Annotated in this window: 33 protein-coding genes and 1 pseudogene; 18 read left to right on the forward strand and 16 right to left on the reverse strand. The window is 58.6% G+C overall.

The genetic code is table 11. From position 1 onward, the window contains the following. Positions 1-156: 156 nt before the first annotated feature. Positions 157-1,773, reverse strand: coding sequence for a type IV secretory system conjugative DNA transfer family protein (locus OXS49_RS22120; protein ID WP_267426728.1), 1,617 nt, complete (start codon positions 1,771-1,773; stop codon positions 157-159). Between the two features lie 251 nt (positions 1,774-2,024). Here OXS49_RS22120 and OXS49_RS22125 point away from each other — a divergent pair, with 251 nt between their 5' ends. Together OXS49_RS22125 and OXS49_RS22130 are read left to right on the forward strand one after the other, a co-directional pair. Then, positions 2,025-2,369, forward strand: coding sequence for a hypothetical protein (locus OXS49_RS22125; protein ID WP_267426729.1), 345 nt, complete (start codon positions 2,025-2,027; stop codon positions 2,367-2,369). Next, a complete protein-coding gene (locus OXS49_RS22130; protein ID WP_267426730.1) occupies positions 2,350-3,693 on the forward strand; it encodes a relaxase/mobilization nuclease domain-containing protein in 1,344 nt (447 codons plus the stop codon). The genes OXS49_RS22125 and OXS49_RS22130 overlap by 20 nt, the downstream gene beginning before the upstream one ends. A 268-nt stretch (positions 3,694-3,961) precedes the next feature. Here OXS49_RS22130 and OXS49_RS22135 read toward each other — a convergent pair whose 3' ends face one another. From OXS49_RS22135 to OXS49_RS22145, 3 genes are all read right to left on the reverse strand, one after another. Then, entirely contained in the window at positions 3,962-5,275 is a 1,314-nt protein-coding gene (locus OXS49_RS22135; RefSeq protein ID WP_267426732.1) for a hypothetical protein, read from the reverse strand. Between the two features lie 154 nt (positions 5,276-5,429). After that, positions 5,430-6,467, reverse strand: coding sequence for a replication initiation protein (locus OXS49_RS22140; RefSeq protein ID WP_267426733.1), 1,038 nt, complete (start codon positions 6,465-6,467; stop codon positions 5,430-5,432). A gap of 928 nt (positions 6,468-7,395) precedes the next feature. Further along, entirely contained in the window at positions 7,396-7,596 is a 201-nt protein-coding gene (locus tag OXS49_RS22145) for a hypothetical protein (protein WP_267426734.1), read from the reverse strand. A 26-nt stretch (positions 7,597-7,622) separates the two neighbouring features. Between OXS49_RS22145 and OXS49_RS22150 the strand changes: the two genes are divergently transcribed. From OXS49_RS22150 to OXS49_RS22175, 6 genes are all read left to right on the forward strand, one after another. Next, positions 7,623-7,946: a HigA family addiction module antitoxin gene (locus tag OXS49_RS22150; RefSeq protein ID WP_267426735.1), complete on the forward strand. Its 324-nt coding sequence runs from the start codon at positions 7,623-7,625 to the stop codon at positions 7,944-7,946. Then, the gene (locus OXS49_RS22155; RefSeq protein ID WP_267426736.1) at positions 7,943-8,257 is read left to right on the forward strand and encodes a hypothetical protein; all 315 of its coding nucleotides are present in this window, start codon (positions 7,943-7,945) and stop codon (positions 8,255-8,257) included. Before OXS49_RS22150 ends, OXS49_RS22155 begins: the two co-directional genes overlap by 4 nt. After that, complete coding sequence (locus tag OXS49_RS22160; RefSeq protein ID WP_267426737.1) at positions 8,230-8,463, forward strand: hypothetical protein; 234 nt, start codon at positions 8,230-8,232, stop codon at positions 8,461-8,463. Before OXS49_RS22155 ends, OXS49_RS22160 begins: the two co-directional genes overlap by 28 nt. A 63-nt stretch (positions 8,464-8,526) precedes the next feature. After that, positions 8,527-8,775 (forward strand): hypothetical protein, encoded by a 249-nt coding sequence (locus tag OXS49_RS22165; protein ID WP_267426738.1) that lies wholly within the window; start codon positions 8,527-8,529, stop codon positions 8,773-8,775. Between the two features lie 15 nt (positions 8,776-8,790). Then, positions 8,791-9,048: a hypothetical protein gene (locus OXS49_RS22170; RefSeq protein ID WP_267426739.1), complete on the forward strand. Its 258-nt coding sequence runs from the start codon at positions 8,791-8,793 to the stop codon at positions 9,046-9,048. Between the two features lie 32 nt (positions 9,049-9,080). After that, positions 9,081-9,812, forward strand: coding sequence for a metallophosphoesterase (locus tag OXS49_RS22175; protein ID WP_267426740.1), 732 nt, complete (start codon positions 9,081-9,083; stop codon positions 9,810-9,812). Positions 9,813-9,822: 10 nt separating this feature from the next. Here the strand turns inward: OXS49_RS22175 and OXS49_RS22180 are convergent, their stop codons facing one another. The 4 genes from OXS49_RS22180 to OXS49_RS22195 are packed head-to-tail and all read right to left on the reverse strand — an operon-like array spanning position 9,823 to position 12,255. Further along, positions 9,823-10,077: a hypothetical protein gene (locus tag OXS49_RS22180; protein ID WP_267426741.1), complete on the reverse strand. Its 255-nt coding sequence runs from the start codon at positions 10,075-10,077 to the stop codon at positions 9,823-9,825. Positions 10,078-10,137: 60 nt separating this feature from the next. Beyond that, positions 10,138-11,139, reverse strand: coding sequence for a hypothetical protein (locus OXS49_RS22185; RefSeq protein ID WP_267426742.1), 1,002 nt, complete (start codon positions 11,137-11,139; stop codon positions 10,138-10,140). Then, positions 11,136-11,666 (reverse strand): hypothetical protein, encoded by a 531-nt coding sequence (locus OXS49_RS22190; RefSeq protein WP_267426743.1) that lies wholly within the window; start codon positions 11,664-11,666, stop codon positions 11,136-11,138. The genes OXS49_RS22185 and OXS49_RS22190 overlap by 4 nt, the downstream gene beginning before the upstream one ends. A 46-nt stretch (positions 11,667-11,712) precedes the next feature. Then, positions 11,713-12,255 (reverse strand): recombinase family protein, encoded by a 543-nt coding sequence (locus OXS49_RS22195; RefSeq protein ID WP_267426744.1) that lies wholly within the window; start codon positions 12,253-12,255, stop codon positions 11,713-11,715. A gap of 220 nt (positions 12,256-12,475) precedes the next feature. On the opposite strand from OXS49_RS22195, the gene OXS49_RS22200 reads away from it, so the two are divergent. From OXS49_RS22200 to OXS49_RS22210, 3 genes are all read left to right on the forward strand, one after another. Further along, entirely contained in the window at positions 12,476-13,282 is an 807-nt protein-coding gene (locus OXS49_RS22200) for an IclR family transcriptional regulator (protein WP_267426746.1), read from the forward strand. Between the two features lie 200 nt (positions 13,283-13,482). Next, entirely contained in the window at positions 13,483-14,664 is a 1,182-nt protein-coding gene (locus tag OXS49_RS22205; protein WP_267426783.1) for an aminotransferase class V-fold PLP-dependent enzyme, read from the forward strand. Between the two features lie 87 nt (positions 14,665-14,751). Further along, positions 14,752-15,648, forward strand: coding sequence for an amino acid ABC transporter substrate-binding protein (locus OXS49_RS22210; protein ID WP_267426748.1), 897 nt, complete (start codon positions 14,752-14,754; stop codon positions 15,646-15,648). A 109-nt stretch (positions 15,649-15,757) separates the two neighbouring features. On the opposite strand, the gene OXS49_RS22215 is transcribed toward OXS49_RS22210, so the two are convergent. The 3 genes from OXS49_RS22215 to OXS49_RS22225 all read right to left on the reverse strand — a co-directional run bounded on the left by OXS49_RS22215 (position 15,758) and on the right by OXS49_RS22225 (position 17,151). Next, the gene (locus OXS49_RS22215; RefSeq protein ID WP_267426749.1) at positions 15,758-15,970 is read right to left on the reverse strand and encodes a hypothetical protein; all 213 of its coding nucleotides are present in this window, start codon (positions 15,968-15,970) and stop codon (positions 15,758-15,760) included. A 105-nt stretch (positions 15,971-16,075) separates the two neighbouring features. Then, positions 16,076-16,516: a hypothetical protein gene (locus OXS49_RS22220; RefSeq protein ID WP_267426751.1), complete on the reverse strand. Its 441-nt coding sequence runs from the start codon at positions 16,514-16,516 to the stop codon at positions 16,076-16,078. After that, positions 16,516-17,151 carry a recombinase family protein gene (locus tag OXS49_RS22225; RefSeq protein WP_267426753.1) on the reverse strand — a complete coding sequence of 212 codons (636 nt, stop codon included), beginning with the start codon at positions 17,149-17,151 and terminating at the stop codon, positions 16,516-16,518. Before OXS49_RS22225 ends, OXS49_RS22220 begins: the two co-directional genes overlap by 1 nt. A gap of 242 nt (positions 17,152-17,393) precedes the next feature. On the opposite strand from OXS49_RS22225, the gene OXS49_RS22230 reads away from it, so the two are divergent. Continuing rightward, the gene (locus OXS49_RS22230) at positions 17,394-18,149 is read left to right on the forward strand and encodes a hypothetical protein (RefSeq protein WP_267426754.1); all 756 of its coding nucleotides are present in this window, start codon (positions 17,394-17,396) and stop codon (positions 18,147-18,149) included. After that, positions 18,149-18,448 (forward strand): immunity 53 family protein, encoded by a 300-nt coding sequence (locus tag OXS49_RS22235; protein ID WP_267426755.1) that lies wholly within the window; start codon positions 18,149-18,151, stop codon positions 18,446-18,448. Before OXS49_RS22230 ends, OXS49_RS22235 begins: the two co-directional genes overlap by 1 nt. 8 nt (positions 18,449-18,456) lie before the next feature. On the opposite strand, the pseudogene OXS49_RS22240 reads toward OXS49_RS22235, so the two are convergent. Together OXS49_RS22240 and OXS49_RS22245 are read right to left on the reverse strand one after the other, a co-directional pair. Further along, a pseudogene (locus OXS49_RS22240) lies at positions 18,457-19,487 on the reverse strand (IS481 family transposase). Positions 19,488-19,544: 57 nt separating this feature from the next. After that, positions 19,545-20,522 carry a hypothetical protein gene (locus OXS49_RS22245; protein ID WP_267426756.1) on the reverse strand — a complete coding sequence of 326 codons (978 nt, stop codon included), beginning with the start codon at positions 20,520-20,522 and terminating at the stop codon, positions 19,545-19,547. 129 nt (positions 20,523-20,651) lie between these two features. On the opposite strand from OXS49_RS22245, the gene OXS49_RS22250 reads away from it, so the two are divergent. Both OXS49_RS22250 and OXS49_RS22255 read left to right on the forward strand, forming a co-directional pair. Then, positions 20,652-21,614 (forward strand): hypothetical protein, encoded by a 963-nt coding sequence (locus tag OXS49_RS22250; protein WP_267426757.1) that lies wholly within the window; start codon positions 20,652-20,654, stop codon positions 21,612-21,614. Between the two features lie 38 nt (positions 21,615-21,652). Next, a complete protein-coding gene (locus tag OXS49_RS22255) occupies positions 21,653-22,486 on the forward strand; it encodes a hypothetical protein (RefSeq protein WP_267426759.1) in 834 nt (277 codons plus the stop codon). A gap of 130 nt (positions 22,487-22,616) precedes the next feature. Here the strand turns inward: OXS49_RS22255 and OXS49_RS22260 are convergent, their stop codons facing one another. Continuing rightward, the gene (locus tag OXS49_RS22260) at positions 22,617-23,003 is read right to left on the reverse strand and encodes a hypothetical protein (RefSeq protein WP_267426760.1); all 387 of its coding nucleotides are present in this window, start codon (positions 23,001-23,003) and stop codon (positions 22,617-22,619) included. 97 nt (positions 23,004-23,100) lie between these two features. Between OXS49_RS22260 and OXS49_RS22265 the strand changes: the two genes are divergently transcribed. Both OXS49_RS22265 and OXS49_RS22270 read left to right on the forward strand, forming a co-directional pair. Further along, a complete protein-coding gene (locus OXS49_RS22265) occupies positions 23,101-23,421 on the forward strand; it encodes a hypothetical protein (RefSeq protein WP_267426761.1) in 321 nt (106 codons plus the stop codon). Continuing rightward, positions 23,411-23,707 (forward strand): hypothetical protein, encoded by a 297-nt coding sequence (locus OXS49_RS22270; RefSeq protein ID WP_267426762.1) that lies wholly within the window; start codon positions 23,411-23,413, stop codon positions 23,705-23,707. The genes OXS49_RS22265 and OXS49_RS22270 overlap by 11 nt, the downstream gene beginning before the upstream one ends. A gap of 179 nt (positions 23,708-23,886) precedes the next feature. Here the strand turns inward: OXS49_RS22270 and OXS49_RS22275 are convergent, their stop codons facing one another. Further along, positions 23,887-24,168: a hypothetical protein gene (locus tag OXS49_RS22275; protein WP_267426763.1), complete on the reverse strand. Its 282-nt coding sequence runs from the start codon at positions 24,166-24,168 to the stop codon at positions 23,887-23,889. 500 nt (positions 24,169-24,668) lie between these two features. On the opposite strand from OXS49_RS22275, the gene OXS49_RS22280 reads away from it, so the two are divergent. After that, on the forward strand, positions 24,669-25,565 hold the full coding sequence (locus OXS49_RS22280; RefSeq protein WP_267426764.1) for a zincin-like metallopeptidase domain-containing protein: 897 nt from the start codon (positions 24,669-24,671) through the stop codon (positions 25,563-25,565). Positions 25,566-25,685: 120 nt separating this feature from the next. On the opposite strand, the gene OXS49_RS22285 is transcribed toward OXS49_RS22280, so the two are convergent. After that, on the reverse strand, positions 25,686-26,384 hold the full coding sequence (locus OXS49_RS22285) for a thermonuclease family protein (protein ID WP_267426765.1): 699 nt from the start codon (positions 26,382-26,384) through the stop codon (positions 25,686-25,688). Positions 26,385-26,509: the final 125 nt, after the last annotated feature.

Below are 26,509 nucleotides of genomic sequence, written 5' to 3' on the forward strand. Positions count from 1 at the left end.
ACCTTCACGCGAAAGGCCCAACGGAAGCGGCATGGTACGAGTTTGCCGCCCTGTTCGCCGGTCTGACCAACCGCGAGGCGTGGCAATGGTATGCGAAAAATCAGGCGTGGCTCACCCGCGCCGGGATCATGGAATTTGCTGACCGCTCCTGATCCTTTATGCCCTCCGCCGATAGGGGTTTGGCTGCACCATGTCCCGCCATTTGCCGCTTTTGAAATAGGGAAAGATTTTCGCCCTGATCGGGTGCATCGCCGGCCGCAGAATAATCTGCGCATCCGCCTTCATCCCAACCAGTTCCTCCGGCCGGATCAGAGGCGTTCCCACCATTGAAACCGACTCCTCGCCCCTGGCGTTTTTCGTCGTCGTCAGTGTCGTGATTTCACCGGCCCAGTCCGAAACGTCCTTCGCGTGCTGGTAGTCGGTGAAGCGGAAAAACTGCTTCACGTCGCAGCAGCCCCAGAGCCGCACCATCCCTTCCTTTTGATAGATCGAGAGGATTTGCCCTGGATTTTGCGCGATCAGGTGCGCCCGCAATCCGGCCTCGCGGAACTGCTCTAGCGACCCCATCAAATTCGGCAAAAAACCAAGGGCCGGAAATTCGTCCACGAGCAGGACCGTTTCGCGGGCAAATCCCGGCTTGCCGATTTGCTGGCAGATCAGTGCGAGGGTGAGGTTCAGCCATGCCACGTCGTCACCGATGAGGTGATCCGGCGGGCAGATGACATAGACCGTGATCGGCTTGTCGCCTTTCAGCGTCGTCAGGTCGAAGCCCTTTGCCGCCACATGGTTCGCCAGCGTGCGTTCGATGCCGTAGATTTTTAGGGCGTCCGTAGCGGCGCCGAGGATGCCGTTGAATTGTCCGCCGGCTTCCTTCCCGAGCATACCGATATATTTCGCGGCGCCCTCCTTTAACGTCGGCCAGCCTGGACCCTTTTGGTTGCCCTCATAGACCGCCTTGAACGCCTTCATGAGATCGGGGGTAGCCATGAGCATGGCGCGGACGTTCGGCAGGTTGAGCATGCCTTTAGGTTGAGTAACGGCGGTGAACAGCATCGCCCATTCGAGCAGCGCACGGCCTTCCCGCGTCCAGTATGGATCGCCGCCTTTCTTGTCCGGCAGGATGATGCCCGTAACCTTGGCCGCGGCATCCATCCCTTGAGCATCGGGGCCGACCAGCTGCAGCGGATTGAAACCGTGGTCGCCCAGATCGAGCCCGAAAGACGGATCGGATTTCAATTCCTCGTTCCAGGGGTTCAGGACGATGACGGGTCCAAGCGTCTCCCGCATCGCTTTTGTTTGAGCCGTGATGGCGCCCTTGGGGTCCGTCACGATGACGGTGCCGGTCGTGTAGCTCAGCAGCGTCGGGATGATGAGGCCGGTTGTTTTTCCGCCACCCTGCGCCGCGATTGTCAGGATATGCCCCTCACCGTGGAGTGAGATATTCCGGCCTTTGAACTGCCCGAGAAAGCGCCCGCCAGGTTGCAGCATCCCGGCCCGTTTTAGATCGTTCATGTTGGCGAATTTCGCCTTGCCGAACACGTCGCCCTTTCGTCCCAGCAGCCCGTCCCAGATGTCATGCCATCCGACGACGAGCATGCGGATCAGGGTCAGGACAATCGGGTAGATGAGCAGCTTGGCCCATATCGGCCAGTCGTAAGGCGTCAGGTTCCAGAGATATTGAATGGCCGCCCAGAGATAGGCCCAGAACGCCCACATCGCGTTACGTGCGGAGTCGATTGCACGGCCGGCATCTGTCGTCGGTTGGTACGCCATGACACCCCCTGTGGCTCGATATTGGAACGATACCGTCAAGGTTGGATGGTTCCAAATATCTGACAGGGAGGAGGGGGCGTAAGCTTTATTCGCTCGACCGTCCCGTGCCCTTCTTCAATTCTTAATTCCCGGCCCCTATTATGGTAAGGCTGGGGATAGCCAGATGTGTTTTTGTTACACAAAAACTCTGGCCAAAGGGTGGGAAGAACCCCCCTCTGGACACCCCCGGCGACCGCAAAAGGCGGCGCGACATGGCACGGCCACGGAAGGCGACAGAGGAACGGCGGGACCAGCTTTTACACGTCCGCCTCACCACGGCAGAGCGTGCGGAACTCGACCGCACGGCCCATGCCCTCGGCCTGACGACGGCCGAGTTTCTCCGTCGCCGGTCCCTCGGCTACCGCCTGCCGCCGGCGCACGGCGAGCAGCAGGCAACCGCGGCGCTTGCGACCGCACTGTTGCGGATCGGCGTCAACCTCAACCAGCACACCCACCACGTGAACGCCGGACGCGCCCCGCATGCTGCGAAGCTGGCGGACCTGATCAACCGTATCAACGCGATGCTGGATGGCATCTATGATCCCGGCACAGACTGAGGGCGGGACCAGCTTCAAGGGTGCCGCCGCCTACTACCTGAACGACAAGCGTCAGGACGGCGAAAAAGCCCGCTCGACCAAAGAGCGCGTTGCCTGGACCGAGGCCGTCAACCTCCCGACCAATGATCCCGATCGCGCCTGGCGGATGATGGCGCACACCGCCATGACCCAGAAGGATCTGAAAGAGGCGGCGGGCATCAAGGCGACCGGCCGGAAACTGACCAAGCCGGTTTTCGCCTATTCGCTCGCATGGCACCCCGACGAGAAGCCGACGCGCGATGAACAGATGGAGGCGGCGCGAGCCACGCTGAAAGAGCTTGGCCTTGAGGATCATCAGGCGCTGATCGTCGCCCATAACGACGAGCCCCACGCACATGTTCATGTGCTGGTGAACAGGGTCAATTCGTCAAACGGCATCGCGGCCACGCTTTCCAACTCCAAGTTGAAGCTGTCCGAGTGGGCCATGCGCTACGAGCAGGGCAGGGGGAAAATCTACTGCCCGGAAAGGGTCAAGAACACCGAGCGCCGGCAGCAGGGCGAGAAGGTGAATGCGCCCCGCGTCCCGCGCCAGAAATTCGAGGCGCAGAAGGCGACCGGCAACGACAACCTTGCCGCCGAATTCGTCCGCAGCGACCAGAAGCAGAAGGACGCCCACCTGTATGCCATGGGCCGGACGATGCGAGCCGCCCATGTCCGCCAATGGGGAGAGTTGAACCGCACGTTCGGCACGGTACAGGGCCGCATGCAGGCGACGGCCGCCAACCTGAAAACCGCCAAGGCGACGGAGATCAAGGATTTTGCGAAAGGCCGGTGGCGCGAACTGTTCAAGCATCAGCGCGAGGAACGGGCCACCTTCCAGGCCGCCGAGAGTGGCACCCTGTCGAAGCTGTGGAGCATGGCCTTCGTCTATCAGGCGATGCGTCAGGCCGACCCGACGGCCAATGCGCTCACGATTTTTTACAGCATGATTTCATCGGCGCAGCGGCATCATGTTTTCGAGGCCGCCCAGGAAACGGAACGGCGCGACCTTGCCAAGCAGATCAAGACCGAGATCAGCGCGGCCGGCCTGAAAATCGACAAGGACATGGCCCGCGATTTTGCCAAGGTGCAGGGCGATTTCGTGCGCCAGGCGGAAACCCTCCGCTCGACGCACAAGCAGCAGGAGGGCGAACTTAAGCAGGCGTGGAACGTCCGAAACGCCGAACGCAAATCCGTCCTCGGCGTCGACCGTCAACGCAATAACCGGCCGCGTCGCGCCTCACCAAAACAGGATACGCCCGCCAATAACCGGGGCTTCGATCGCGGCAGAAGGTTCGAGCCCTAGACCATAGCCGTTCGGCGCGGATCGTGTACCTTCAGCCGTAGTGTTCGAGGGAATGCGGCCATGCCGTCACAGCCAAAATGGCAAAGCGTCCTTTTCACCGCGCTTGCCATCATCGGCGCCACGCTCGCCGTGTTGGGGCATTTCGGCTACCTCGCCGGCATGTGGGGCCGGATCGTCGGCGAGGAGAAATGGACGCGCCTGCTCGCCAGCACGTTCGTTTTGTTCTGTGGCTGGCTGGCGATCAGATATGCCCTTTACCGCAGCGGGCTCAGGGAACCACGAAATCGCACTGGTTTTCCCGCCAGCCCCGGTCCGCCCACGAGTGCCGCCGGCACCAGACTTCCAACTTTTGTTGAAGCCGCGCCTGATATCGTTCGTTCGCCCCCTGCAATCGTTGATCGACCGGACGCGGGCCGACCGGGGAAACCCTCTGGCCGTACCCTCCCGGCGACGAAGGACGATTGACGGCCGACCCAACCGGCGAGGCGTAATCATCGATTATGCCCCCTTGGTTCGATGCGATCCGACCGCCCCACGCCTCTGGCAGACCCTCGGGATAGAAGACGAATTTCCCTGGCCGCTTGGCGGGTGGCGTTCCCGGCGGATGCAGCGGGTGATCGGTCGCCGCTCCTATAGGGCCGTCATAGTTATCCGGTATCGAAGCGCGGCTGTTCCTTTGTGCCGCCTCCCACTTCGCCGCGGCATCGGCACGCGCTTGCGCCGCCAGTATGTCCGCCGTGCGCGCGTCCGGTTTGGCCATTGTCGGCGGCGCGATCGACGGCTTGACCGGAGCGGGGGTTATCGCGGCGGGCGGCGTTACCGTCGCTTGAGGAATGGCGGCTGTCTGAACCGCCTTCTGCGGAGCCTCAGCCTGGCGCACAGGGTCCAAGCGTGGCTGTAGCGGCATTATCCTCGGTCCCTGCGGCACGTATGTGTCCCAAAGGACCGGCAATTCCGGCAGTTCCAGCCCCGATGCCGCGAGGCCGTAAATCCCCGCGCCCATCAGGAATAGATATTTCATCGCACCGGCGGTGGTGCGCGGCCGAACCCTGTCCCATCCACGCGTCAGGGGATCGCGCCAGTCAGGCATATATGGTCGCCAGCCGGGCCACTCGACCCGCGGCGCCCTCCAACGCCTTGCGCGAGGCCGTGGCGGCGTTTCCGGCCTGGGCGGCGGGTCAGGCGCGCGAGGCTGTTCCTTCGCCGTCTCCGGCTCAGGCTGTGGCGCGGGTTCTGGTTCTGGCGCCGGCTCGGGATCAGGTTCGGGCGGCGGTGGTGGAGGCGGCGGAGGTGGCGTTTCAGCCTTCGGCTTTTCCTGCCGTGGCGGAGGCTTCGGCGTTTCCGCCCGCGCCTTGAACGGCGTCGGCTTGTTGTCGTCGATCCACTTTTTCAGCCTGTCCCTGGCGACGTTGACCGCAACCATCCGATCATTGGTGCCGCCGTTTAGATCCGGATGCGCCTTTGGGGCGGCTTCCCGGTAATGCCGGTTGACCAGCACCTTGTTGATCGGCATGCCTTCGTCAATGCCGAGCGCGGCCAGGTCCGAAAGCCATTCCTCGTGGGTGTATATCCGCTTACGCATATCCCCGCTCAGGGCCGCGGACTACCGAGGGACCGCGACGACACCAAGATGATGCGATTTTCTCAGAATTGAAAGAGGGTCCTGGGCCTTCATTTACTGCAAGGCAACAGGTCCCCCGATCCGTTGCCTTAGCCAATTCGCCCAATCGGCGGCGTTAGAGTTCAGCCGCTTTTTTCCGGCACCAGCCAATGAAAGCAGCGTCCGCGCTCTTGTCGAAAGCCGGCCGACCCTTGCTCTCCCAGAAGGCCCAGAAATCCGCCTCCGCGCCGTGAACGTCTAGGCCGGGACCAGCCTTGCGCGCCCTGGCATAGGTGTCCGGCTTGAGGATGGGGCGGGCCGTGGGATTGCCCCGGTTCGCCTTCGTTTTGATGTTGCGCCGGATCGTGCCTTCGATCGCGCGGCGGGCATTGGTCTTGTCCACCCGGAACGTCACGGCGTCATAGAAGCGGCCTTGCCGCAGAGGGGTATAAGCGACCGTGAAGCCCGCCCCGAGCGGGTCATCATTGATCTGATCGACGGCAGGGTCCAAGACCCGTTTTTTGAAATCCTTCCAGTCGTCATAGGAATTATCCGGCACCTTAAGCCAATGCCGCAACTCTTTGAGCGATACCGTGAAGGATGGATCGTGCCGGTTGGCATAGCCTTCGAGGATTTCGTACAAGGTGACGGCGTATTTGCCGGACAGCTTTATCAGGAAATGGACCCGCAGCCGTGCGAAGCGCGATGGCTGCTTGATGATCGGGATGAGCAGGGCGGGAAAGCTAAAACGGAGGATACCGGCAGCCCGCATAGGCTTCGATATCTGCGCGCCGAACAGCGAACTTACCCCATCGAACCGATCATCCTCGAAGGTATATTCCCATTCGATGACGGTCCGCGTCAGGCGCTTGGCGCTCTCCCATATCCAGGCGCTGTCATGTTTGCCGCCGACCTCGCGAAAGACGCGATTGATATCGATGATGTTCAGTTCGTGAACCGTGTTTTCGCCAATCTCATCGAAGACGGCATGAAGCAGGAACGTCCATAGTTTCCGATCCTGCTCCGTATAAGGACCCTCGACCTTATTGATGACGATTTGCAACGGCACCGGAACCGTCGCCGGGTCCTGATGATCGACTTTCCAGACCGACCCGGATGCAGCCGGCAGCTTGAGGTTATCTTCGGGGAATAAGGGCAAGACATTCGAATCCATGCCGCTTGAGCATAGCCCGGCTTCAGGGGGACGGCAACGGCCTAGTTTATGTCCCCTTCATGGATGCAAAACCCGGCCCAATCTGTCCCCCTGAGCGAGTCCAAGGCTGGCCCAATCTGTCCCCCTGAATGAAAATGGCGGCTGTGGATTGTTGGCCCAATCTCTCCCCCTGACGGCCCAATCTGTCCCCCTGAAATCGCGTTTTGGCCCAATTTGTCCCCCTCAAGGTCAGCAACCCTTTGTTAACCTTGGCGCTTTTAGGGGGGAACACGAATCTTAGAACACTAGAACACACTACACGGCAAAGACTTACCCTGTGGAAAAAGCTAACCGTTGCCTCACGGCCCACGCTCTAGTCGCTTCGCGACCGGAACCCGATTCCGGTTTCCGCCTTCGGTAACGATCGCTAACGCAAAGGAAGCGGCCTACGGCCGCAATCGGACGGCGCAAAGCGCCGCCTTAATGAGAGGGGCCGCTACGCGGCCTGAAAGCGGAATCGGGCTACGCCCGATACTTCAATGATTCCCCGACGCATCGAGCATAGCAGGTCAACCGGATCGTCAACGGCTTCGCCGTCCTCCGCTGCGCTACGGCCCTTCGGGTGACAGATCCGGCCAGACCATGCTGCGTGGATCATGTTCGGGACGAAGGCATGTTCTTTCGTCGCTCCGCTCAGGGATCGAACAAAGGCATGGGGCAGGCCGTACAGAGGGCCGCCGACACATCGGCTACGCCGATCCGCCGACGGTTTTAAGAACAAGGCCAGGAATCCAGACAGCAGCGGGCGAACGAACCGGAAGAAAGGGGCTTAGCAGGGAAGGGTTGACAACTGCAAATTGTCAGCATAAACTTATTATTGGTGAGCATGATTAGATCGTTCAAAAATAAGAAATTGCGGAAATTGTTCGAGGACGGGGACAGCAAAGGGCTACCCGCCGACCAGGTCAGCCGCATCGAAAACCGGCTGGCGGTTATCGATCAGGCCGCTTCGATCAACGATATCGACGTTGCCGGCTTCAAGCTGCACCCTCTGCACCGTGAGTATGCCGGATTCCATGCCGTCTGGATTACTGGCAACTGGCGGATTCTTTTCCGCTTCGTTGACGGCGATGCTTTTGACCTTGACCACGTAGATTATCACTAGGGAATACTGCCATGACCATGAAGAACCCACCCCATCCCGGCCGCATCATCCGCGAGGATTGCCTGCCCGAACTGGATTTGAAGGTCGGGGCGGCCGCCGAAGCCCTCGGCGTCAGCCGGCAGACGCTCGACAAGATCATCAACGAGCGCGGCGGCGTGACCCCGGACATGGCGATCCGCTTCGAGAAGGTGTTCGGATCGAGCGCCGAGACGTGGTTGCGCCTGCAATTGGCCTACGACCTGGCCCAGGCCCGCACCCGTGAACCGGAGATTGTCGCCACGATCCACCTGCCCGCGCCAAAGACAGCGCAGCCCAAGCAGCCGAGCTTGTTATGATCGCACCAGTCATGAAGCTTGTAGAAATATTCCAACAGCGTTCACCGGATCACATGCTGACGATCACGGGCGAGGACATGCCGACGAATGACATGACCCTGGCAGCATCCTTTCAGACGGATTTGCCGGCCCACGAAGCTTTAGACGAGGCTTTCCGCCTGACGAATGCCGAGGACTGGACAGCCTACCCGCAGTTGACCGTTGCACCTGGCCAACACGCTTCAACCTCAATTGGCGATGTGGTGCGGATCGACGGGCAAGCCTATCAATGCGGGAAACGGGGATGGAAGCGCATCCCGTTCAACCAATGAGCGGCACTGTCATCCATACCGATTTCCGACCATGGACGGTCATCGTCACGAAGCGGAAAACCTACCTCTTGCCGCCCGACGTCGTAGGCATCCCGGTCGAGGACCGGTTGAGCCACGTGCCGGAATTCATGAAGGGCATGAAATTTTGGCCGACAGAGGATGGCGAAGTATTGGCACGAGGCGAGCCCGCCACGGAAACTGATTAATTGGTCGCTTCGCAACAGATATAGCCTAAGCAATATTTAATTATTTCGTGTCTATACTTTCTGATGAATGACACGCCGAAAAATCATTTTGAGAACGCTGCTGCTGCGCCTGTCCCGCGCCTTGCCGTGACCGTCGAGATTGACGCCGACGTGCTGGCCTGGATGAAATCAGAGGGCATCAACGCCACCGAGGAAATCAACGGCTTCCTGCGCTTCCATATGGATCTAGGCGAAGCCGCGAAGCTGGACGCCCAGCCCGAGGCATGGGAGCCTGGCGAGATGGCGGCCCTGGCGCCCGCCCCGGCGCGCTGACAATCATTCCGACCCATGGCCGATGACGACCACGAACGAGAAATGGTTGCCCATGTCGTGCTGTCACGCGCCCTTGATGACGCCTGGGCCGCGGCGCTGATCGTCGCCGGAGGCTGCACTTCATGCGCCGAAAAGGAACTCGCCCAGCACGTCGGCGGCAGGGCCTACGAAACCCGCCAGTGGATCATGGGCGAGCAGCCAATGCATGAGCCGTCGATCATCCCGCGGCAACGCGAGGGCGTCAGGATGTTTTGCGCCGAGTGCCGTCCCTGACCAGGTAGGCGGAAACCGTCTATGTTTCCGCCATGCGCTACCGCCTTGTCTCTGACATTCATTCGGAATTCTGGCCGGAGAACCCGTTCAAGGCCGGGAAGCATATCGACCGCCTGTTGCCGCCCCTGCCCGACGACCAGGACACCGTGCTGCTGCTGGCGGGCGACACCGGCACCTACCGGCGCCGCAACATTTATCGCGCCGTGATCGAGCGCCTGTGCGACCGCTTCAATGCCGTGGCCGACATTCCTGGCAACCACTACGGCTATGGCGGGGAGTGGGACGACGACACCGCCCCGGCTGCGCGGGACAATTACCGCTTTGGCCCCGCCTTCCAGGCGTTCGGCGTGACCGCTTGCACCCTCTGGACCGACTTCGACGGCGGTAATCCAGACACCGAGCAGGAATGCCAGGAGGGGATGAACGATTTTCGCAGGGTGCGCGGCCTGACCGTGGACGGGATCAAGGCCCGCCATGCCGACCAGGTGCGGTTCCTGGCCGAGCGCATCGAGGCGGGCAGCATCGTCATGACCCACTTCGCCCCGTCGCGCCGGTCCCTGCCCGAGGCCGAGCAGGCGGACGCCCTCAGCAGCTACTATGCGACCGACCTTGAACACCTGATCTTTGACCGCCGCCCCGGCCTGTGGGTTCACGGCCATATCCATGCCCGGTCAGACTATCGGATCGGCCGGACGCGCATCCTGTGCAATCCGGCGGGCTATGACGGCCGCGACCACGACCCCCGGCTGACGTTCGAGGCGTGACGCCCGGCCGTCAGTTCAGCATGGTCACGACTTCCATCACCGTTTGACCATCCCGCACCAGAGCAACGCCCTGACGGCCGCAAAAGGCCCGCCAGCTTGCAAGAGGGCTGTTAAAGGCAACCAGCTCATCGCCCGGCTGCATCGCCGCCTTGAGCCGTTCCCATTGACCGTTGACGCCGCCGAAGGGCTTGGCGAGGTCTGGAACGGAGGGAACGCCGGGGTTCTCGGCCTCAGCTTGCTCGACCGTTATGACGCGCCTGTCCATGACGGCCCTTCGGTAAGTCCCTAGGGGCTAACAGTCTAGCGCCCTATGCCAGAAATGCGATTAGTGCGCTGTAGGTTCGACAGGATCGGGACGCGGCTCGATCTTGAGAAGCGTGTAATAGGTTTTTGTTTCGCCGCTTACACTCTCAATGATATCGATTTGGTCGAGCGTGACCTGACACCAACGGCCGAAGAATTCCCGCAAATTTGGCTTTACGGCCCGCGTGATTTTTCCTTCTAGGACATGCTTGTCCATGTCGAGAAATTCAAATCGGTTGCGAAGCAGACTTGCGCCGGTAAGTGCGCCTTGAACGACTTTTTCGCCAATATACCGCTCTTGAAAGCGATTGACGTTCCGACTGAGTGCCGGGATGTCCTCCGAAGTGGCTGTCCAAGCGTACTTAGTGCCTGCGCTGTCGGTCCAGTCGAGCGAGAAACCAGACCCGGCTTTGTTGAGGTCGGCTAATACATGCTTGAGATGGTTTAAAGATCTTTGACCAAGTTCGCCGGATAGACGCGCAATTTCATGCTCTTTACGGGCAGCATTGAGCAAGTTGAACAGAGTCTGCAACGACGATACGGCCGTGCTCTCCCCAAACTGGTCGAACGACGAATTGACGAATATTTCCATGCCGAACGACGACGGAAATACGTTCGCAAATCGAAGGTTTGTCGAGCGCATGATATCGTTCGATATCGGGCCCCGCAGCCGGGGGCCAGTTGTAATGGCCTGCGCTATGCTCTGGTAAAGACTCTGCACCCGGACGAGGAAGAAACCTAGCTGTCCGATGCTGGCCGTATGATCGACAAAGCCAGCCCCATTGAGGCTTATAGCCAAGCGTTCGCGTGTCCGGTGTTTCACCAGATGCACCCGTTCGGCCTGCAATCTCTCTTGCAGTTGGCTGAGACTGTCCAAGGACAGTTGCGCGGAGAAGCTTTTCGGGTTGTCCGCGAGCATTCGCTGACCGCCCTTCATTGCCTCATCGAGTTCGGCAAGGCGGCGGTTCAGGCCTCGCAGACGGGCTTCGGCTTCGGCCGGGTCGATGTTCTGCCAGAGGTTCATATCACAACCCCAGGAGCCGCCGCCGGGGCGGCCGGAGCCGCTGCCACAGGCGCAGCCTTGCGCTCTACGACGACAACACCTTTTGGGACATCGGTACGGTCGAAACCAAACTCTCCCATCCAGTATTTCCTCTTGGACCTATAAAATTCATAATTTGGATGGTGTTCCGGGTACATAGGGCAAAAGTATGCATCACACATATGGGAAGCTTTAGTTAATTTTCCGGCCAGCAATGCGCCGATCTTGGCTTGTTCGGTAGGAGGTAAGGCGTCCAGGACGTCGCCGTCTATAAAGCAAATCAGGTCTACATCGCCCGGATCGTTTTTGTTAGATACAAAACTACCGTCTACGAACTGGATAAACTCGCTAATGGTCTTGAGCAAATCGTCGGTATGCTTCTTATACCCGTCGAGGATATTTTTACGCGTCGAAGAATAGGGGAATGGCGTAACGAAAGCTTTTTCCATATCCTCCATGGTCATGGGGTGAAGACCGGCGTCCAAATAGCCTTTTCCGTTGAAAGTCATGTGCCCGTGTTTCCCACCTGAATACTATATTTATTCGTGATTACTTTCAATGAAGACGCGATATCGTGCTGTGGCTGACATTGTAAGTCCGGGCGATATCGGTGACGTTTTCGCCCGCTTCCCGCCGCTGCAATGCTTCCCGCCGTTGATGCATCGACAACTTGGGTTTTCGACCCATCCTCACCCCCCGAGCCTTTGCACGCTCCCTACCCTCACCGGTCCGCGACGCAATCAGCGTTCGTTCAAATTCTGCAAGCCCACCTAGGATTGTCACCAGCAATCGGCCATGCGGCGTCGTGGTATCGGCCCATCCGTTGTCGAGGCAGCGAAAACCGGCCCCGGCTTCCGATATAGCGGCCAAGGTGTTGAGCAGGTCCCGTGTTGACCGCGCCAGACGGTCCAGTCGCGTCACGACCAGCACGTCATCGGAGCCGAGGGCAGCGATAGCCTTGCGAAGCTGGGCCCGATCAGACGCCGCGCCCGAGGCAGTTTCACGGAAGATTTTCGCGCAACCGGCATCCGTCAGTTGCCGCACCTGTGCGTCAACGCTCTGCCCGTCCGTCGATACCCGCGCATAGCCGTAAATCATCCCGCACTTTCGCACGTGATTTATGCACGGCAAAGGCCAAATGAACGCAGGGGCTTAGGTCCTGTGCATAATTCTTGAGTTTCGCACCAGACGACGGTGCGCCACTCTGCCCCCATCGGACCAGGCGATGCGGCCGGTCCATAGGCATGACCTGTCCAGACCTTTGCAGGATCGCCGAGGTAGGGCACAGGCGAACGCCTTTCACGCCGAGGATCGATCAGTGGCCGACCAGCTTCCCAGGTCCCAGGACGGGCCACTGGACCGGGCGCTTGCCATCCTGACCTTCGTGGCCGAGCAGAAGAAGGCGCTTTCGGCCGCCGAGATCGCTACCGCGCTTGCTCTGCCGCTACCCACCGCGCATCGCCTGATCGGCAACCTCGAAGGCCGGGGCCTCGTACAGAAGGCGCTCGGCACGAAAAGGTATGTCGTTGGAAGCGCCTTAGTGACGCTCTCGGCCAAGACCATCGGGGCGGCCTTCCGCACCGTACGCCGAAACGCCGTGTTGAGTGCAGTCGCGGACCGGATCGGCGAGCAATGCGAGATCGGTATCGTGCGCGACAATGTCGTGGCCTATGTCGATAGCGTCCAGTCGAAGCAGCAGCAGGGGTTGCAGTTCAACCCAGGCGCCGCCGCGCCCCTTCACTGCACGTCCACAGGCAAAATCTACATGAGCCGGCTGCCCGCCAAGGTGCGGCATCGCCTCGCCCATTCCCTGCCTCTGGTGCGACACACCCCCACCACGATCGCCGACCCGGAAACCCTGCTGGTCCAACTCGACATCATCCGCCGCCGCGGTTGGGCCAAGACCAACGAGGAATACGTCCTTGGCGTCGTCGGCTGCGCCGTCCCCATTGTGTCGCCGGACGGCGACCTGATCGCCTGCCTCGGGGTTTCCGTGCCTTCGGCCCGCGTCGGTTTCGCCGGCCTGGACGCCTTTATCGGGCCCCTACAGGAAGCAGCTAAGCTGTTGTCCGACACCATCCTGCAGGATGCTGAAGAATCTTCAAATTCTCAATTTTCGGAATAAAAAATACTGTTTCTTGATGTTCAGACTCGACGCTGCCCGGGCGCAGTGTATTTTTGCAGCAACGAACTGGCCTGCCGAATTTTCGGGCACAGGCCGATAGTTCATCGCAATTTGCGTCAGCGGAAAGCCCAGACGGGTCGGTGAGGCCGCCGGATATGTCCGGCGCGATGCTCCGCCACATCCGCGTCACCGGAGCGATCATGACCCAGACTTACGACGTTGCCGCCATCCGCCAGGCGTTTCCGGCCGCCGAGCATGTGGTTTACCTGGACAGCGGCTTCCAGACGCCGCTGTCCCGTCCCGTGAAGGCGGCCTACGAGCTGTTCTTGCACGAAGGGTTCGAGACGGCCGGCCCCAAGCAGGTCTGGCTCAACCGGCTGGAGGAAACCCGGGCCAAGGTGGCGGCTCTCATCGGCGCGCAGCCGCACGAGATCGCCTTCACCAAGAACACCTCCGAGAGCATGAACATCGCCGCCAACGCGTTGCCGCTCCAAGCCGGCGACAAGGTGCTGATGATCCACGGCGACCATCCCAACAACGCCTATGCCTTCCTCAATTTAAAGAAGAAGGGCGTCGAGGTCGTGTTCATCCCCATGAACGAGGTGGTCAACGCGGACAGCTTCCGGTCCCATATCGACGCCAGGACCCGCGCCATTTCCATGTCGCATGTCACCTTCCACGCCGGCCACCGTTTCGACGTCGAGAGCGTGGGCGAACTCTGCGAGCAGCACGGCCTCTACTTCGTGGTGGATGTCATGCAGGGTATCGGCGTGACGCCGATCGACGCCAAGGCCATGAAGGCGACCTTTATCGGTTCGGGCACGCACAAGGGCCTGCTGGTGCCTCAAGGGCTCGGCTTGCTCTACTGGGACGCGACCAAGATCGAGATGGAGCCAGCCTATCTGGCCGCCGCCAGCCTCGCCGAGCCCCCGGCGGACTTCATCGCCCGGGCCGACAACATGGCCCTGCCAGCGACGGCCGGGCGGTTCGAGCTGGGCAACTACAACCTGCCGGCAATCCAGGCGCTCGGTGCCGCCATAGACCTCATCAACGAGGTGGGCATCGACAACATCCAAAACCATTGCTTCGATCTCGGCGACTATCTCATCGAGCGCCTGGACCAACTTGATGTCGGCCTGGTCGGTCCGCGCGATCGGCAGCACCGCTCGCCCCACATCTACGTCATCGCGCTGCCGGCGGCTGAATGGCTGGATTACTTCACCCAGAACGGCATCCGCGTGTCGCCCGAGCGTGACGGTATTCGCGTGTCGCTCGGCATGTTCAACACCCCGGCGGACATCGACCGGCTGATCGAAGCCATCCGCGCCCGCAACGTGCCCTCCACGCAGCCTCGCACCGCCGTACTGTCCAAGCTCGGCTAGGCCGCCCGGTACCGATGCCGGCCGGCTTGGCCGGCCTCTGTTTCACGCGACCCGCACGGGGACCGTTTTCATCAAGAGGAGCAACCGATGTTTCTGGGGCAGACGCTTGTAAGATTATCCTGTGCCGTCGCGCTCGGCCTCGCCGCCACGGCGGCTGCCGCCGACAGCTCAACATTGGCCAAGATCAAGCGGACCGGCACGGTGACGCTCGGCTACCGCGAGGCGTCGATCCCGTTCTCCTATCTCGACGCCAACCAGAAGCCGATCGGCTTCTCTCTCGACCTATGTTCCCAGATCGTCGACAAGATCAAAACGGATCTCAAGCTCGACAAGCTGGACGTCAAGCTTCAGCCGGTCGACTCCTCCAACCGCATTCCGCTCATCCAGAACGGCACGATCGACCTGGAGTGCGGCGCGACGTCGAGCAGCCCCGCCCGCCTCAAGCAGGTTTCTTTCACGGTCGCGATTTTCGTTTCCTCGGCCCGGTGGCTGACCAAGGTTTCCTCCGGCATCCACGATGTGAAGGGCCTCAACGGCAAGACCGTCATCGTCACCCAAGGCTCGAACGCCACCGGCTTTGCCTTCGACATCAAGAACAAGGGTGGCACATTCAACATCACTCAGGGCAAGGATCATGGCGAGTCCATGCTGACGCTCCAGAGCGGCCGGGCGGCCGCCTTCATGGAGGACGATATCCTGCTCGCCAGCCTGAGAGCCCGCACGCCTGACCCGGCCGCGTATGCCTTTCTGCCGGAGACTTACGCCCTGGTGCCCTATGGTTTGATGATGCAAAGGGACGATACGGAATTGAAGACGCTCGCGGATGGCGTCCTGAAGGGTATGATGGCCTCCGGCGCCTTCACCAAGCTCTACGCCAAGTGGTTCGAGAGCCCGATCCCGCCCCACAACGAAAACCTGAATTTCCCGATGTCCGACGCCCTGAAAGAGCGCGTTGCCCATCCGAGCGACTCGGTGGACTTCTAAGCTGGCACTGACCCATAGCCGCTCATGTGACGGCTATGGGTTCTGGTCCCAGCAGCGAGCCATCGGCACGGGCAACACTCGATCTGGATCGAGCCACGCACGCGGCGAGCTACTTGTCCCGCTTCGCGGCTTCCCGCCGGACAGCTTCCACGCCGACCTTGCCGGTGCGCTCGCGCATCGTGTCCAGGCGGGTGTTTTGCGGAAACTGCGGGATCGGTCGATCCAAGTTGCGGTTTTGGGTATCGCCGCGCTTCTGTTGGATTTCGCCAGCCTTAGGCGGGTTTTGATCGCGGTGACGACCGTCGAGTCCTGGCTGTTTCATCTCTGAGTTCCTTGTCTAGGGTGACGAAACATAGGCTTCAAATACGATATGTGATTATAATTTCGACCTGCAATATACGATGATCGCATCGCGGGGCTACCGACTTCAGATGCGAGAATAAATCCCATTGAACAGGTCGCCGATGGCCTTCCGCGCGCGCAAGGTGATGTGCCTGCGCCGCTGATGTTCTGGTCGATCGTGCAGCATGTGGCACCGCTGGCACAGAGCCGCGAGATTGGCGTCCGTATTGTCGGTCGTGTCGTGGTTTCGATGCGCTGTCGCCAGCACCACCCGCGTCACCCTTACTTCGTCCTCCGTCATCCGTTCGGGGGCAGGCAGGATGCGCCGTACGAGCCGCCCTCGACCGTCCCGCCAGCGCATCACCTCGACGTCCCACCACCTGCCGTCTCCTAGGTGCTGCACGTCCTGCAGGTGTGGGCGGCCACAACCCTCGCACCGGTCGCGCGCCCGTACGAAACGGATGACGGCCGAAAGCTGCTTCCAGTCGATCGGGTAGAAGTAGCGATGTTCGCGACGGATCGGCATCAGAAGCCCGCATCCTGCATCGAGGCGGTCTTCGCTCGCTTGGCGATCCGGGCGAGAGTCGACCGGCTGCAGCCGGTGGCAGCCTGGATCTGACGCCAGGGTGAGCCAGCCTTGAGCATGGCCGCAATCCCCTCGTTCCGCTTCGTATCCTCCTGGCGTCCCCGGTAGAGGCCTGCTGCCTTGGCGCGGGCCTGGCCCTGCGCCTGACGGCGGCGGCGATCGTCGTAGTCCTTGCGGGCGACAGCCGCGAGGACGTCGAGCAGCATGCCGTTGATGGCCTGGAACACGCGCCCCGTGAACTCGTCGGCCGGCGTCGCCAGGCTCCAGGAGGTAGGCAGGTCGAGTGCCACAATGCGCACCCGCTTGGCATCGATCTCCGCCCTCAGCTTCGTCCAGTCGTCGGAGGTGAGGCGGGACAGGCGGTCAACCTGCTCGATCAGCAGGACGTCGCCGGGGCGGCAGTCTTTGAGCAGGCGGAACAGCTCCGGCCGCGCCAGCGTCGCCCCGCTCTCATTCTCGACATAGGCCGCGGCGATCGTCAGACCCCGCTCGGCCGCGAAGGCGTTGAGCTGCGCCCGCGCCCTGGTCGCGTCCTGTTCAGAGGTGGAAGCGCGCAGATAGGCGCGGACGAACATGAAACCTGCCAATCGGTTCGATTAGAATAGGTCTCATGATATCGGTTCGTTTTGAATGGTCAAGCTGATTATATGAGACCGCTCTGCGGGTGGTTCGATTGAGGCATACCCAAAAAGCACTAACGCTGCACAGTAAAAAAGCTGCAGCTTATTTGGCTTCCAGACAGAACATTACAGCCAACCCGCTACTTGAAAAAACACGATACGACCCTTAGCATCCTTGCAAATTCATGGAGGCAGGCATGACGAAGTTTGCTTTCGTTGCACTCATCGCGGCTACATCCGTTGCGGCTGTGCCGAACATAGTTGCTGCACAAGGCAGCGTGGGAACCCTTACCCACAGCTTCAGTTCAGCTTCTCATGACGCAGGGGTAATGGCGAGAGAGTCGCATGGCGTTGGCGCTACGACGTCACCCAGCCACAGTACACATACTTCCACAGCCCCAACCATCCACAGTACCCACGTCCCTCAAAGCAATTGGACTGAGGGGTATGGTACGGTCGCGACTTCAAAGCCAAATCAAATTGAGCAGAATATATCTAATGCGACTACAAAATCACAAGATGTTTCTCGACCACAAGTAGCTACAAATAACTCTAAGCTAGTCATCGATCGCAGCGACAACATAGCCGTTAAAGCCAAGGCAGAAAGCCCGCAGACCGCCAATCGCTCAGCGCCTATTGCTTCAAGTTCTTCAAAATCACCGTTGCCTCCACCCCAGCCCAAAACCGTCAAGGATGCGGCTGGGGACCTATCACGCGCCGTAGGCAAGAACAGGGTTTCAGCAATGACACCCAACGGCAGATTGAGCGTAGATTTGGCGGGCTCCGCGCATTTCGAGAAAGGGATTGGCAATATTTCGACGCCGCATGTAAAATTTCAAAAACTCAATACCGGGCCAAATGGCAAAAGTAAGCTAAGTCCGGGCTCAGTACGACCTGCTACGATGGATGATGTTCGGACTGCAAGAAAGATTATTAATAAAGGGGAGAATTAATGGATCGAATTGAAAGATTATGCGCTTGGTACGAGTCCCAGTGTAAAGACGAATGGCAAGAAGAATATGGTATCTCCATTACCTCACTTGATAACCCTGGCTGGAGAGTCACTGTTGATTTGACAAGAACATCGCTTGAGAATGCTGTTTTTGAGGATATAGAAAAGGAAAACTCCACGACTGACTGGTGCTTCATAAAAAAACAAGGTAAAGTATTTGAAGCTTTTGGCGGCGTTTTTAATCTCGCCGAGATACTAGATATATTTCTGATATGGTCAGAAAATAAAGATGTTACATGATACTTATCTTAAAAAACTCGTGTACCCTGTTTGCAATATATTGATATTCTAGATGTTTGTCCCGGGATTTGGTGGAGCGGGTTTGACCTGAAGCGACCGGGCTCTGCGGACCATGCTTTGCAGATGGCCTCATAGGGCGTGAGACCCCGCAGGGTCTTCAGGCGGCGTGCGAAGTTGTAGGCGCTGACGAAGTCGGCCAGGTGAGCGCGGAGTTGCTCGTGGCTGTCGTAGTGGTAGCGCTTGACCGTCGCGTCCTTGATCGTGCGGTTCATTCGCTCGACCTGCCCATTCGTCCAGGGGTGCCGCGGCTTGGTCAGGCGATGGTCGATATCGTTGCGGGCACAGGCAAGCTCGAAGCTGTGGGCTCGGAAGGTCTCTCCAGCCTCGATCGCCTCCTTGATGATGGATGCGGCTGAGGCAACGTTGCCGGGTGTCGTGAAGTGGGTGCCATTGTCAGTGAGCACCGTGTGCACCTTGCAGGGCACCGCCTCGATGAGATGGCGGGAAGTCACCCGCAACCCGCCGGGTCGCCTTCTCGTGCAGCTCGACGAAGGCGAACTTGGTCGTGCGGTCGATGGCGACGAGTAGGTAGAGCCGCCCTTCCGCCGTGTGGACCTCAGCCAGATCGATGTGGAAATAGCCGAGCGGATAGGCCTTGAAGCGCGAGCGCTTGGGCTTGTCGCCGTCGACCTCTGGCAATCGGCTGATCCCGTGGCGCTGCAGGCAGCGATGCAGCGACGAGCGGGTCAGGTGCGGGATCGTGGCTTGGAGCGCGTAGAGGCAGTCGTCGAGCGGCAGGAGCGTATGACGACGATAAGGCGACCACCACCGCCTCGTCCTCGGGTGACAGCACCCTGGAATGCGGATCCTTCGGCCCCGTGCGCTGGTCGGCGACCGAGGTCCGCTTCTTCCACTTGGCAACTGTCTTCGGGTTGATCCCGTAGCGCTTCGAGAGCGTCCTCAGGCTCGCTTGACTATGCTGGATCGCTCGACGGATCGCCTCCGTCGTCGTGGCGCTGCCGTGAAGAACCTGGCCCATAGCGCGTCCCTCCACTCCGACGTGAAGAATGCACCATCAAACCCTTGGATCAAACATCTAGTCTTGATTTCGTAAATTGAAGTCGTTGTCCAATCGGATGGTATGATCCCTATGCTTCCACCTTTGGACAAAGGCCATCCATGTTACTACAAAACCCCCTAAAATAGACTGCAAACTGATACTATAGAAATCTAATATGTCGTATCCCCATGTCAAATAATCTCCGACTATATATAGCAGTCCGTCGAAGATACCGATTGAAAAAGATAATATTAGGACCGAAAAACCACTCAGCTCGTTTTCCACGACGATCAAAACTAAAATGGCACTGATAACGTTTATGCAAGCGCCAGCAAGATTAAATCCGACAGCAGCAAAGGGATAATCTTTTCTGAAAAAGTCGAGCATTTCTCTCGCACGCTGACGACAGTCGGAAAAACTTTCTCGGAAATGAAATGCCGCGCAGTATGCTTCGTCTCCAAAACCCGATAAAGCGCCATTGGCGAACCAGAGTGCCGGCGGCCACCATAGACTACCTGTTGATTGCATCTGCGTAGTACTATCGTGAGCTTTCTCACGACCATCAAAAACTGCAGATTTTTTTAATCTATCCATTGCCTCAATAAATTCATTCAGTTTGTAAATATCACTATAATTTGTTTTTTTTGCTTCATCGTCTTGAGTTATAATCTTCAAATACGCCGCAAATTCTTCAGAATATTCACCGTCTCTCGGACCGCCCCAACTGTGATGCCACAAATTTTGGCTCTGAAGGTAAATCAAAAATGAAATCGCGTGATCACGCGTTTCAGTGTCCCAAATCCCAGTTACTGGAAGCGTCGGTACCTGTTCCCTTGCTCTGAGAAATTCTTGAACTGTCGTGATCGCTACTGATGTATCAGGAAGCGTATCATTATTTGCGGTCGTTTGACCGGAAATAATTGCCGCCTTCGAAAAATCAATGCAGCACTGAAGGTAAAGCAGCGCCATGACATAAAGAGGAAGCAGATAGTGCCACTTGCGTGCCGATTTCATTGTCGGGCTTACTCCTCGATCCACTGGCGATGATCGTGCAGCGTTGCCCTAGGCAAAATTTGCAGGTATCTCCAAATTGCGTAGCGTTCGGACACAGGCCATAGTCAGTCATCGGCTTGGATGAACCTCATGATGCGGCGTAACGCTGTGAATTTCAATCGCTACAGACGTCAGGCGCGAAAAATAGGTTCAGCTCGAAACCAATTCTGCGCGTGGGTTCATGGTCGCCTTGATGGCAAGCTGAAGCTATATGGATCAGTCTCAGATGATAGCTTTAGCGAACGCTGCCAGTGGCTCAAGAATAAACGGCTCGTTTGCGACAGCCTATATAAGACGGCCGAGAATAGCTTATCTGATATGAAAATTCGCCTCGCGGTCGAAAATAAGAAAAATTATTACGTCAAGGGTAAAGTAGAAGAGCAGGTGGCGCATCTGATAGCTGTGAAAGATAAAGAGCCTAATTTGCTACCCTCTCACAGCTTAATGGTAGAAATAATTTTTTATTTACTTCTATTGAGTTCAGAAACAGCTATCTCTTTTGCGATCCTAAGCTATTCTGGCAGTAAACTCGGAATAAATAATATTTTTACAGAGGGTTTTTACGCCTTCGCTGCTTCATTAGCTCTGTCCATTCTTTCTTGGTACATAGGAACAAGGCTCCGTCGTACGCCGTTTTCGCAGCAAAAATTTAATATTGTCATGATTATAGTTTGCTGCGCTTCGGTGGCGATTATAATATTCACCGTTACCCTACTTCGAGCGTTATCTGGTCCGGTAGTGAATTCAGTCAACTTATTTTATTTAGAGGTGACGCCAGTATTCGCCCTCAACCTGTTTGTTGCAGCTGTGGCGATCGGCTTAGTAATTGGGGGGATCGTAATTAGCGGAGGCGACGAATATTCAGGAAGTTGGTTCGGTCTAGCTAGTAAGCAGCGAAAACTTAAATGGATCAATTTCAAAACTATCAAATCTGACGCTGCGATTGAAAGAATTAGCTACTTTACAGGAGAGTTTAAGAACGTTGTCGATAAACAATACGGTCTTCTTGAGACGCGATATAAGGCGTCGTACTTGAGACGTAATTTGAAATGATTATGCAGTCATGTTTGAGTATCTTGAGAACCATTTCGGTGGCTGCTTTGCTATTGTTGGCATCGTGCGACCGTGATGATGCGGACTCGACGTATGAACCATCCTCGAACGACACATTTATCCTATTAATCGATAAGTCTGCTTCTTTCGTAAAGAAGGGGGGGGCTTTCAATCATTATGTTTCTCAATTGCTTGAAACAGTAACTCCAAATTCTCTTGTCATTGTTTTGAGTGTCGTCGACGCAAATACTCGTGGCGATCCTCCTGTGCTACTGAAAACTAAGCTCCCGAAAGTACCAAAAGAAAAGAAGAGAGACATTTTGTTTTACCTCAGAGGTAGGGGTGACTTTTCTAAGTCTTCAAGTTGTCTAAAAAATTCTGAATATGCTCTGCGCGTTTTCCGCGATGCGAAGGAGCATCTTCGAGCCGAAATTGCTGATAGCTTTGAGAAAATACCGCCATCCAAGAAAACTTACCTTATTGATGCTATGAGGGACGTCTCTGATGAGCTTGAAGACCGAGAAAATGGGAAGAATGTTGTTTTGATACTCTCCGATGGACTGGAGGATAGCAATATCTTGGGAAAAACTATAGTTTTCGATAATCTAGATTTTTGGCGAAATACTTCGCCCAAAAATCTAATTGAAGATATAAAAAAATCTGGATTTCGACCGAATTTCAATAATGCAGATGTTTATATTGCAGGTCTTTCAGCCAAGCAGACGCAGGTATACGATTTCGTACGAAGATTTTGGATTGATTTTTTTGAGTATGCGGGAGCGCGTAAGGCTGTTCGGCGAATTGGCCTTAAGCCTGTATATGATCAGGAGAAATTTGATAATAAGGCTGAAGAGTTTTGCCAGGGCACCTAGAAAACTATGTGTTATCGATGTGAGTAGCAGCCTTCGATTAGGCTCTCTTGTCACTTGTCCTGAAAACTTGTGAGCTGGTGACCTCGAGAATACCCTATAACACGCACCGCCGAAATCTCTTCTGCTCCCTTCACTTAACTAATGGCGCGTCGGGCCTGTCAACGGGATGGTATTGCGGCCCTTCGTAATCGACCGAGGGCGTAGACCGTGCGTGCGCAGGCGCATCCTTGAAGGCGTCGTCCGGGGTTGCCTTCAGCCGGTCATAGGCCCCGGCATGAATGCGGCGCGTGATCGAGAGCGCGAGGGGGGCTGTCCTGGGGTCGGCCGCCGTCAGATCGAGCGCCGCGAAAGCTTCCCTGAACAGCGTTTCCGCGATCAACGGCCAGTCCGCCGCTTCGCCGTCCTGCCGGTCATACCGTTTCAGCAGGAAGGCGCCGACATGCGGCGCGGCCGCCAGGGCCGTTGTCGGTTTCTTCGGCTTTGCCGGTCGTGGCGTATATCGCTGACCTCTTGCCATATTCGAACTGTATGTTTGAAAGATTAAAATCGAATATACGTAACAACATTTCCCGTAGAGTTTTCTAGTATAATTCCCATTCATGGGGGCAACATCGATGGACCACAGCAAGATTTACCGGGACGTGAAGCACTTCGGCGTATGGGCGCATGACGGCGCGGACAGCAACGGCAAGCGGGACGCCCTGGCGCTCCTCTCCGCCGCCATCGAGCAGACCGAGGACCGAGATTTCCGCCACGACAGGGACGTGCTGGAAGCCCTCGACTATCTGACCGACCTGGCGGGCCGCTTACCGGCTGCGACCGCTTACAAGGCCGCTCTGGCGATCTCGCACCCACCCGAGCGGCGACAGGCATTGGCGGCCGCCTATGAGCGCCTGGCCCGGCACCTGGGCGACGAGCGGCCTCATGGCAGATGATCCCCCCGCCTATGGCGTTCCCTTGGCCCTGAAAGCCCGCTTGAACGAAGTGGAGGATTGCTGGCTAGACCTGCGTTGCGGTTGCGGGCACGGCACCAAGCAGCCGATCAAGATGATGGTCCGCAGCCTCGGGCCGGGGCATCACCTGGCGGAGATCGTCCCCCGCCTGACCTGCAAGGAATGCGGCGCGAAGCCCGCCACGATGCATCTGTGTGAGACGGCTTATCGGACCATAACGAAAGGCCCGCCGCCCGGATGGTCAGTGCAGCTTCACCCCCTGCTTTGATTTTCGGGTGCGCCAGCACCCCTGCCACGTGGCGAACGCGGGGGGCAGAGTGGAAAGGGCGGCCGTCAGACCGGGACCGGACCCACGCGCAGCCGCAGGAGCGCTTGCTCCGAGGCGAGCATGGGGAGGACCAGCCCCTTGCAACGTCGTTGGGGGCAGCGCCCCCAGCCTGCAACGGTTCAGCCCGGTCCGGGCGTGCTGAAATCAGGCGCGGTGATCGCGTCCCACGCCTCTTGATAAGCGTCCGATGTCCGCAGCTCCGTCAGCGCCGTCGATATGACGGCATAGTCCGCCGCGTGTTTCGATTTAGCGACGGGCGATGCGGCGTCCTGGAAGGCTTCATAAACGAAGTCTTTTAGATGACGCAGCCTGAGTGACTCTTCGAGAAGATCCTCATGCAGCTTGTCCTTTAGCTCTTGTCTGTTTTCGCGTTGTGCCTTGAAGATATCGAGTATTTCCATTGGCTTCTCCTTATTGTTGAGAAACCTTAGCAGCGGGAGGAATCCCCCCCGCCAGAAAATTCAATAGAGCATGCATCAGGGCGTCCCCCGTTGGGGCCGCGCTCTAGTCGGCTGTGCCTCCCGGAACCTGTAGTTTCCGCCATGCGGTGACGATCGCTGACGCGAGACAGCTTAGCCCCCCGGCTCATTGCCGGCCCGCCGTTCACGCCTGCTACGCTGACGGCTTCACTCCCCCCGCGGCCACTGCGTCGGCCTCCCGTTAAGGGCCGGCTGCGCCGGCAGTTGTCATGATCGCATCCGCGATCAGAAAGCGGGGCTTTCAGCCCCCGCCGTCAAGGACTGGACGCAAGCGCGTCGGCCGGGGTGTCCCCGGTTTTCGCAAGGGCTGCAAACCGGGCGATCCCCCTCCCCGGCCGCCGGTCCTTGACGGCTTCCCCCCGCTCATCGGCGCTTGGCCTAGCAGGGTTGCATGCGCAACACCCTTTTAGAAAGATAAGCCAGTGAAATCAGACCTTTACAACAGAGTTACCGATCAGATCGTTGCCAGCCTAGAGGCCGGCGTGAAGCCTTGGCACAAGCCGTGGAGCAGCGGCCAGACCATCAGCGGACCGATCCGCATGCCTCTGCGCGGCAACGGCGTGCCCTATCGCGGGATCAATATCCTGATGCTGTGGGGAGCCGCCGCCGATAACGGCTACGCCTCAGCCACGTGGATGACCTTCAAGCAGGCGGTTGAACTGGGCGCATGCGTTAGGAAGGGCGAGAAAGGCACGACTGTTGTTTATGCCGGCGCGATCAACCGGAGCGGCACAGACGAGACGACCGGCGAGGATACGGAACAGCGCATCCCGTTTTTGAAGGGGTACAGCGTGTTCAACGTCGAGCAGATCGACGGCTTGCCGGACAGCTACCGGACCCCGGCCTCTGCCCTGCCCGAAGGAATTGAGCGGATCGAGCGCGCCGAGGCCTTCGCGGCAGCAACCGGCGCCACCATCCGGCACGGCGGCAGCAAGGCGTTTTACGTCCCCGGCGCGGACATGGTGCAGATGCCGCCCCTACAGGCATTCAGGGACGCGGAAAGCTATTACAGCACCCTCACCCACGAATTGACGCACTGGACCGGCCACGAGGCACGGCTTGCCCGGACGTTCGGAAAACGCTTTGCCGATCAGGCCTATGCGTTCGAGGAACTGGTAGCTGAATTGGGCGCGGCCTTTGTCATGGCCGACCTCAACCTTGCCCCAGAGCCCCGCGCGGATCATGCCGACTATCTGGCCCACTGGCTCGGCATTTTGAAAACCGACAAGCGGGCGATCTTCACCGCCGCGAGCCACGCGCAGCGGGCCGCCGACTACCTCACCGGACAGACAGCGGACGAGATGCGGGAGGCTGCATGACAGGCAGAAGGCCCGGCATGCAGCCGGGCCTTCATCGCCGGCAGGAGCGGAAGGGCGCACGCGCCCGCTTGTAACGCGCCCACAGGGCTTTCGCCCTGCCCCGCGGTCCCTCCCTGCCGGTCAGTAACGGTTCAGATAAGGATGTTGCCGGCGCCAGTCCCACGGCGCGACCGGACGGCCCGCCCACAGGCCAAGGCCGTGAATGGCGGCTTGCCGCTGCGCGTCGTCATAGATTGCCGGCGGTTTGAACCAGTCATAGGCCCAGGCATCGCCGCTGCGGATCATGAACAACCCGACATCCTCTCCGTTGCGATACACGACGCCGATCAGGCGGTCATAGCTTTCCTCGAATATGCGAACGCCGCGCGGCAGGTCGATTTCGACCGTCTGGCCGAGGATCATCCCCGACAGCAAAGCGGCGGCCCGGTCCCCGTAAGGCTGGTCGTGTTCCGGCGCATCGATCCCGAAAATTCGCACCCTGATCTTTTGCCCGTCCGCCAGAACCGTGAATGTATCGCCGTCCGCGATCCTCGTCACCGTCGCAGAGAATGCGAAGGCGTTGAAGGCGAACAGCCAGGCCAGCAGGAATAGCGAAATTCTCATACCCCCATCATGCGCTGAATTGAGCAGATTGATCCAGCCGGTTTGTTGATCGATCCAGATCGTTGCAGCGCCATAACTGGTCAGGCACCCCCGATATTCCGAAGCGCGCCTGTAGATCTTTGCAATCAGCCAACAAGGCAGGTTTCCGAGCGGCATGCGCCGGACAGCCACAACGTTTTCCTGACGCGGGCCAGCCCCGTTCTCATTACCGGCCATGCCCATCCTGCCGCACGCGGCGGGCCTTCGTCGCATGCCCAAGCCCTTCGGGTGAAGGCGCGGTGTCCCCCATTTTCGATAGGTGAAAACCAGGTGATCCCCCTCCCCGCCTTCAGACTGCGCCG

It is taken from the genome of Methylobacterium sp. GC_Met_2 (genome assembly GCF_026540795.1).
GTDB lineage: Bacteria > Pseudomonadota > Alphaproteobacteria > Rhizobiales > Beijerinckiaceae > Methylobacterium.